Raw genomic sequence first — 6011 nt, forward strand, 5'->3', positions numbered from 1 at the left:
CCTAACGCAAATCAGACCATGTTTAGAAATGATATGAGGTTTGCACTACGCCACCGATTGCTTCGTCACTGCCAAACATCCCAGTAAAGTCTAAGAAAAATGACTCACCAAAGGTAAAGCCAGACCCAATCGAATAGATGTTAGCCGTTGAATCTTTCATGTCATGGCGGTAGCCAACACGCAACGACATCCAATCAAATGCCCGCACTTCACCACCTAGGCGCCAATACTGCGTGCCATCAAGCTCTTTAAACTTCTTGTTTTCAATCAAATCAACATCAGTCGTCACCGTGAGCATTCGCCAGTCATAGGCAACACCCGCGGTCACTAACGGTTCAACGCTGTAGGTATAGCTTTCACCCTGCACTTCAACCGTTTCAAGATCTTGACTAATCAGGTTCCGACCTGACAAACCAAACACCAAGCCATCAATAGGCTCTATTGCCACACCGACATCGATATTAAAATTTGTTTTATCATTACGGTATTTAGCGTCGTCAAAATCACTGGCGTCAAAATTATTTGCACTGGCAATATAGTTGTATGTATCGATACGCTGGAATTTAGGCGAGATACCAATAGAGATTGGAATATTAACCACAGAGAGTGGGAGACTAAACGCTATGCCTAAATCAGACACTGCACCACCAATAATTTGGCCACTTGAGGCTAAATCGCTTACTGCTGGTGGGTTATTAATATCCAAATTAGCCAATGTATCGATATCTGATTGGGTTATATTGGCGATACCAACGGCGTTAACGTAACTTTTATAGAAAATGGCCATAGGCATTCTTTGGTACGGGATCGCCACACTAAAACCAAGACCGGCACTGGCGTACGCAGACGTAGCTTTAAGCGATTCTAAGTCGAGGATCAAATCATCTCGGTAAACATCAATATCAGTACTGTTACCCGCGTCGATTGCAGCAGCTAAGCCATCATATGAATCAATGAGCGAATCGAATTTATCAATCATATTGTCGCTGTCAGCCATATCAACACCGAGCACCGGCATCAATAAAACAGCTGAATTATCTTTATGGGCATTGAGACCTAGCAGAGCCGGGTTGACGAATGCCGCTCCTTCGTTATTAGACGAAGCAACACCAGCGCCTCCCATTGCGTCGCTACGGGCCTCATAATATTCTTGGCCTGAATAGGCAAAAAAGCTGGGGACTAATGTGCATAATAGCGCCAATTTATGTAGTTTCATTCATTCAACCTTTTAATGAGCTTCACGCTTTAACACCAGTGCGGCCTTAATCGACAAAGCTCTTATATTATTGTTATTATTGTTTATTTTTTGTTGCTAACAGTTTAATTGTAAGTCAAATGCATTACCTATGGAATATAAAGCCAACCTTAAAGATACATTTTGTGATCCAGGTTTTATCTTCGTTTTCAAAACCTACCAACACCTTGCTGCAAACGCTTAGTTTTACTGACCTAATAGAGGGGACTAGATTAAATGGATTATCGATGCAGGTTAAGCGGCTAGCTAATCAGGCTGGTAATGTCTAATTGCGAATTCAATACAGAGTACTCTTTATGCCAAAACGACTTCAAAATGCAGGATTCAGCATCTTAAGATCATTTGAGTTCAAACAAAAAACCAGAGTTTTCACTCTGGTTTTATGTAGTTTCAGTGCAGTTATCTTAACGATTAAGTCGGTTATCGAGCTCAGTTAACCTAACGCCAATCAAACCATGTTTAGAAATGATATGAGGTTTGCAGTACGCCACCGATTGCTTCGTCGCTGCCAATCATCCCAGTAAAGTCTAAGAAAAATGACTCACCAAAGGTAAAGCCAGACCCAATCGAATAGATGTTAGCCGTTGAATCTTTCATGTCATGGCGGTAGCCAACACGCAATGACATCCAGTCAAATGCTCGCACTTCACCACCGAGGCGCCAATACTGCGTGCCATCAAGCTCTTTAAACTTCTTGTTTTCAATGAGATCAACATCGGTAGTCACCGTTAAGATACTCCAGTCATAGGCAACACCTGCAGTCACCAACGGCTCAATACGATAGGTAAACTTTTGCCCTTCAACTTCAATGGTATCGACATCTTGGCTAATAAGGTTTCGACCTGACAAACCAAACACCAAGCCATTGATGGGCTCAATAGCGATACCGACATCAAGGTTAAAACTGGTTTCATCATTACGATATTCAACATCATCAAAGTCACTGGCGTCAAAATTATTCGCGCTCGCAACATAGTTGTAGGTATCGATGCGTTGGAACTTAGGCGATATACCGACCGAGATAGGCATATTAACGATCGAAAGCGGGAAACTTAACGCTATTCCTAAATCAGAAACAGCCCCTCCAATCACTTGGCCACTTGAGGCTAAGTCGGTCACTGCCGGCGGATTATTTACATCTAAGTCTGTAAGTGCATCGATATCAGATTGGGCAATGTTAGCGACACCCACGGCGTTCACGTAACTTTTGTAAAATATAGCCATCGGCATTCTTTGATGCGGAATTGCCACGCTAAAACCAAGGCCGGCACTGGCATAGGCTGATGTGCCTTTAAGCGATTCTAAATCGAGGACCAAATCATCTCGGTAAACATCAATATCGACACTGTTACCTGCGCCGATTGCTGTGGCTAAGCCATCATATGAATCGATGAGCGAGTCGAATTTATCAATCATATTGTCGCTGTCGGCCATATCAACACCGAGCACCGGCATCAATAAAACAGCTGAATTATCTTTGTGTGCATTTAAACCGAGCAGTGCAGGGTTAACAAAAGCAGCACCCTCATTATTAGACGAGGCAACACCAGCGCCGCCCATTGCGTCGCTACGGGCCTCATAATACTCCTGGCCTGAATAGGCAAAAAAGCTGGGGATTAATGCGCATAATAGCGCTAGCTTAGGTAGTTTCATCCATTCCGCCCTTTTTATGTCCTTAACGCTCTAACACCAATACGGTCCAAATCGAAAAAAGGTATTAATTATTTTTTCTTATCAACAGTTATTCTAAGCCAAAAAAAACAACTAAGGGACAAATTCTTAACCATAAAACTACATTTTTACAACTAAAGTTTCATGCAGGTATTCAAATATGTTCAATCATTTGCATTAAAGGCCGAGCGTTACTGGATTTGCTCTCTCATTAAGTGAACCATTCCAATAGGTTAATTAGCACACTGCTGTTGCCAAAAGAAAAACAACTCTTACTAAATGAGTACTGAAACTGATGGCTGAAATGGCCGTGGTCGTAAAATATAGTCTCTAAAGCAATATAAGCGATCTCATCGCCAATCTTGATAAGTCTGCAGCGGTTTTTAGATCGATTGATAAACCGCTTTGATGTCATAAATCCAATGACAACACTGAAAAAAATTGTCTATATTGAATAATATGCGCAACTATTGGATAGCTCGCTGAGTCTAATTAATAGGCTAATCTTCCATCTAACCTAATCAATAAGCTTTTAGAGATAGGAGTGACTATGCATCTAATCATGAAATCTCAGTTCGACGAACTTCGCCTTAACGATGAATACGAATACAGCACCAACGATAGAGGCGGCAAAAAGGTCGTTAAGATCTATAAAGACGGTGATCTCATCGCGAAAAAGGTCGCCATCAAACACTCAGTGCAATACTTTGGCATTACTGGCGTTGAGGAGCTACTTGAGCAAGCTTAAACATTTGGGCATAGGAATGGAGTAGATTTGCCAGTCTGCGTGTCGAGCTTGGTTAGACAGGTTATCAACAAGTGCTTAGATTCCAGTTCAGAGGTTTTTATGAGGATAAGTATGACAAGCATATGCTCGATAACGCCCTAATAATGGGCAACAAATTGTTGGCTAAAACAAGCGACGAAGGAGCAAAAACCAACTGTTATTTGTCCTTTTGAGTGACTTGTTATGCCAAATGCCACTTATTTAGGTTTTTCCTCATGAGCAAGCATTGACATGTATTTTGTAAATCGTCTTTGTCTAGTTTCGGGTTTCTTTGCACTAATTAAGCCGTAAGCGATAACATAACGGCTCGATTTATTAAGAGTTTCAAAAAACTGTTTTACGATCGGCTGATTTTCTAGTGCAGCTATGAAATCTGCGGGCACTTCCATTTCGCTTACCACATAGGCGTTTTCCCAACGACCGTCTGCTTTCGCTGCACGAACATGCACAAGCCCAGATACCTTCATTCGGTCTTCGTTAATCAAACGATCAACATGCTCTGTGTTTCTTTTAGACCAGTTGCTTCGTGCTGTTCTGGGAGTTATGCGTTGAAGATAGGCTTGATCATCAATTGACTTTTTCACACCGTCAATCCAACCCCAGCACAAAATTTCTATCACTACATCATTCCAAGTGACACTTTGAATCCCAGTATTTATCTTAAATATTTTTACCCACAACTCACTTTCAGTTGCGTGATTCACCTTTAGCCACTCGCCGAGATCTTTCGGTGTTGCAAATGTCATGATTCTCGATGGATCTGGTTCAGGCATCTAATTAGATTCTCTTCGGCATAACGCCGCAATAATAAGTGAACCATGCGCTGGCGGGCGATTTGCACAGCAAATGGCATGACAGCCTTGGTGAGGCTGAATTCAGCAGTTTGTTATATTTTTTTACAGTGGGTAATTTCATTTGTTGTACTGTTGATTCGTACCCAGTTTTTCTCATTTAGAGACTTAGTAATCAATGGTGCTGATTCAGCTAATATTGCTTTTCTTAGGCTTTCTTCCGCACCAGTAAGGAAGCCAGTTTCATCTTTAACTATTACGATTTCAATCGTATCAATCTGCTCTTCAACCATAATGGATTCAAACTTAAATGTGCCGATTGTTTCTGATTCTAGGATCGACTCTACGCCATCTTTCTGGACAAATGTGACTTTACCATGGTGAATAAAACTCATATCTTGAGTTCTATATTCCACTATATTAACTAGTTTCAGCTCACCATTTGCTTCAGGCGAACAATCCCACTTACCATTAAGCATTGATAAGTTATTTTCAAATGCAAAGCTATTAGCCGTGAATAGCATTAATAAAACTAGAGTTTTATGCATAAACTTCCAAAAAATATAAGGCCGTTATAAGCGGCAAATTGCAGTTGGCTAAAATATGTGAGGTACGAACAACAGCCAGCTGTAATTTGTCCGACTTGAAAACCCTTGTTGAACAGACTTAGCCAGTCATTGATAATCAATAACATAACTAGCTTTCTAGCAGATATCAATACTCAGCATCTTTGCCGCGTTCAGCCCGAAGTGGTTCCAATTGCCTGCGGCAGGTGCTGGACAGGATGTCCGAATGTCGTGATCACATGGTCTACGATGTTCCCGACATCATAACGACATTTCCCATATCCCTATGGGTCAGATGTGAATGAACGACCTTATGTGCAGGCGCGGCTGAGGCTCGCCGCAACTCTTTATAAAAGAAAGGGTCCCTGTGGGATCAACGAAAACGTCTGACCTCCAAGGACGGAGGGAATGCCAAATTATGTCTGGAACATAATTGGCCTTGTGGGCTCAACGAAAACGTCCCTGTTTTCGATGGCCTCAGCTGTATCTACACTGGGTTATAAAAGCGCAAACTCTCAGCATTAGAATTACCAATAAAAGCTTTTAAATTAAATAAACCTCCACATCAGTGAACATCAGAATTCACATTTAAGTAGCCAAATTTGCAGACAGCAATTTCCCCCGTTGGAAATTTGGCTTTTTAAATTTCGCCGGGGCGCTGAGGGATTGCCAAGGGGCGCAAGCGCTTTGCCCCTTGGCTCTGGTGTGGGCGAAGCGCCACGACTTTGACCTTTCTTAAAGGTCAGGCACTGCTCGTTAAATCGAATAAACAGACTTAGCCAGTCATTGATAATCAATAACATAACTAGCTTTCTAGCAGATATCAATATTCAGCATCTTTGCCGCGTTCAGCCCGAAGTGGTTCCAATTGCCTGCGGCAGGTGCTGGACAGGATGTCCGAATGTCGTGATCACATGGTCTACGATGTTCCCGACATCATA

General features: G+C 42.0%; 5 protein-coding genes. 1 reads left to right on the forward strand and 4 read right to left on the reverse strand.

The genetic code is table 11. The features are described 5' to 3' along the window. Window positions 1–22: 22 nt before the first annotated feature. Window positions 23–1216: a conjugal transfer protein TraF gene (locus L2755_RS15995; RefSeq protein ID WP_248981679.1), complete on the reverse strand. Its 1194-nt coding sequence runs from the start codon at window positions 1214–1216 to the stop codon at window positions 23–25. Window positions 1217–1714: 498 nt separating this feature from the next. Continuing rightward, window positions 1715–2908 carry a conjugal transfer protein TraF gene (locus L2755_RS16000; protein ID WP_248981680.1) on the reverse strand — a complete coding sequence of 398 codons (1194 nt, stop codon included), beginning with the start codon at window positions 2906–2908 and terminating at the stop codon, window positions 1715–1717. Window positions 2909–3476: 568 nt separating this feature from the next. On the opposite strand from L2755_RS16000, the gene L2755_RS16005 reads away from it, so the two are divergent. Continuing rightward, the gene (locus tag L2755_RS16005) at window positions 3477–3674 is read left to right on the forward strand and encodes a hypothetical protein (RefSeq protein ID WP_248981681.1); all 198 of its coding nucleotides are present in this window, start codon (window positions 3477–3479) and stop codon (window positions 3672–3674) included. Window positions 3675–3910: 236 nt separating this feature from the next. Here the strand turns inward: L2755_RS16005 and L2755_RS16010 are convergent, their stop codons facing one another. Together L2755_RS16010 and L2755_RS16015 are read right to left on the reverse strand one after the other, a co-directional pair. Further along, a complete protein-coding gene (locus L2755_RS16010; protein ID WP_248981682.1) occupies window positions 3911–4486 on the reverse strand; it encodes a YdeI/OmpD-associated family protein in 576 nt (191 codons plus the stop codon). Between the two features lie 113 nt (window positions 4487–4599). Beyond that, complete coding sequence (locus tag L2755_RS16015; protein WP_248981683.1) at window positions 4600–5052, reverse strand: hypothetical protein; 453 nt, start codon at window positions 5050–5052, stop codon at window positions 4600–4602. Window positions 5053–6011: the final 959 nt, after the last annotated feature.

The sequence above is a fragment of the Shewanella abyssi genome, assembly GCF_023284025.1.
Taxonomy (GTDB): domain Bacteria; phylum Pseudomonadota; class Gammaproteobacteria; order Enterobacterales; family Shewanellaceae; genus Shewanella; species Shewanella abyssi.

Excerpts from the sequence above, each read along its gene's own strand:
- L2755_RS16005 (WP_248981681.1), top strand. The coding sequence starts at position 3,477 with ATGCATCTAATCATGAAATCTCAGTTCGACGAACTTCGCCTTAACGAT.
- L2755_RS16000 (WP_248981680.1), bottom strand. The coding sequence starts at position 2,908 with ATGAAACTACCTAAGCTAGCGCTATTATGCGCATTAATCCCCAGCTTT.
- L2755_RS16015 (WP_248981683.1), bottom strand. The coding sequence starts at position 5,052 with ATGCATAAAACTCTAGTTTTATTAATGCTATTCACGGCTAATAGCTTT.
- L2755_RS15995 (WP_248981679.1), bottom strand. The coding sequence starts at position 1,216 with ATGAAACTACATAAATTGGCGCTATTATGCACATTAGTCCCCAGCTTT.
- L2755_RS16010 (WP_248981682.1), bottom strand. The coding sequence starts at position 4,486 with ATGCCTGAACCAGATCCATCGAGAATCATGACATTTGCAACACCGAAA.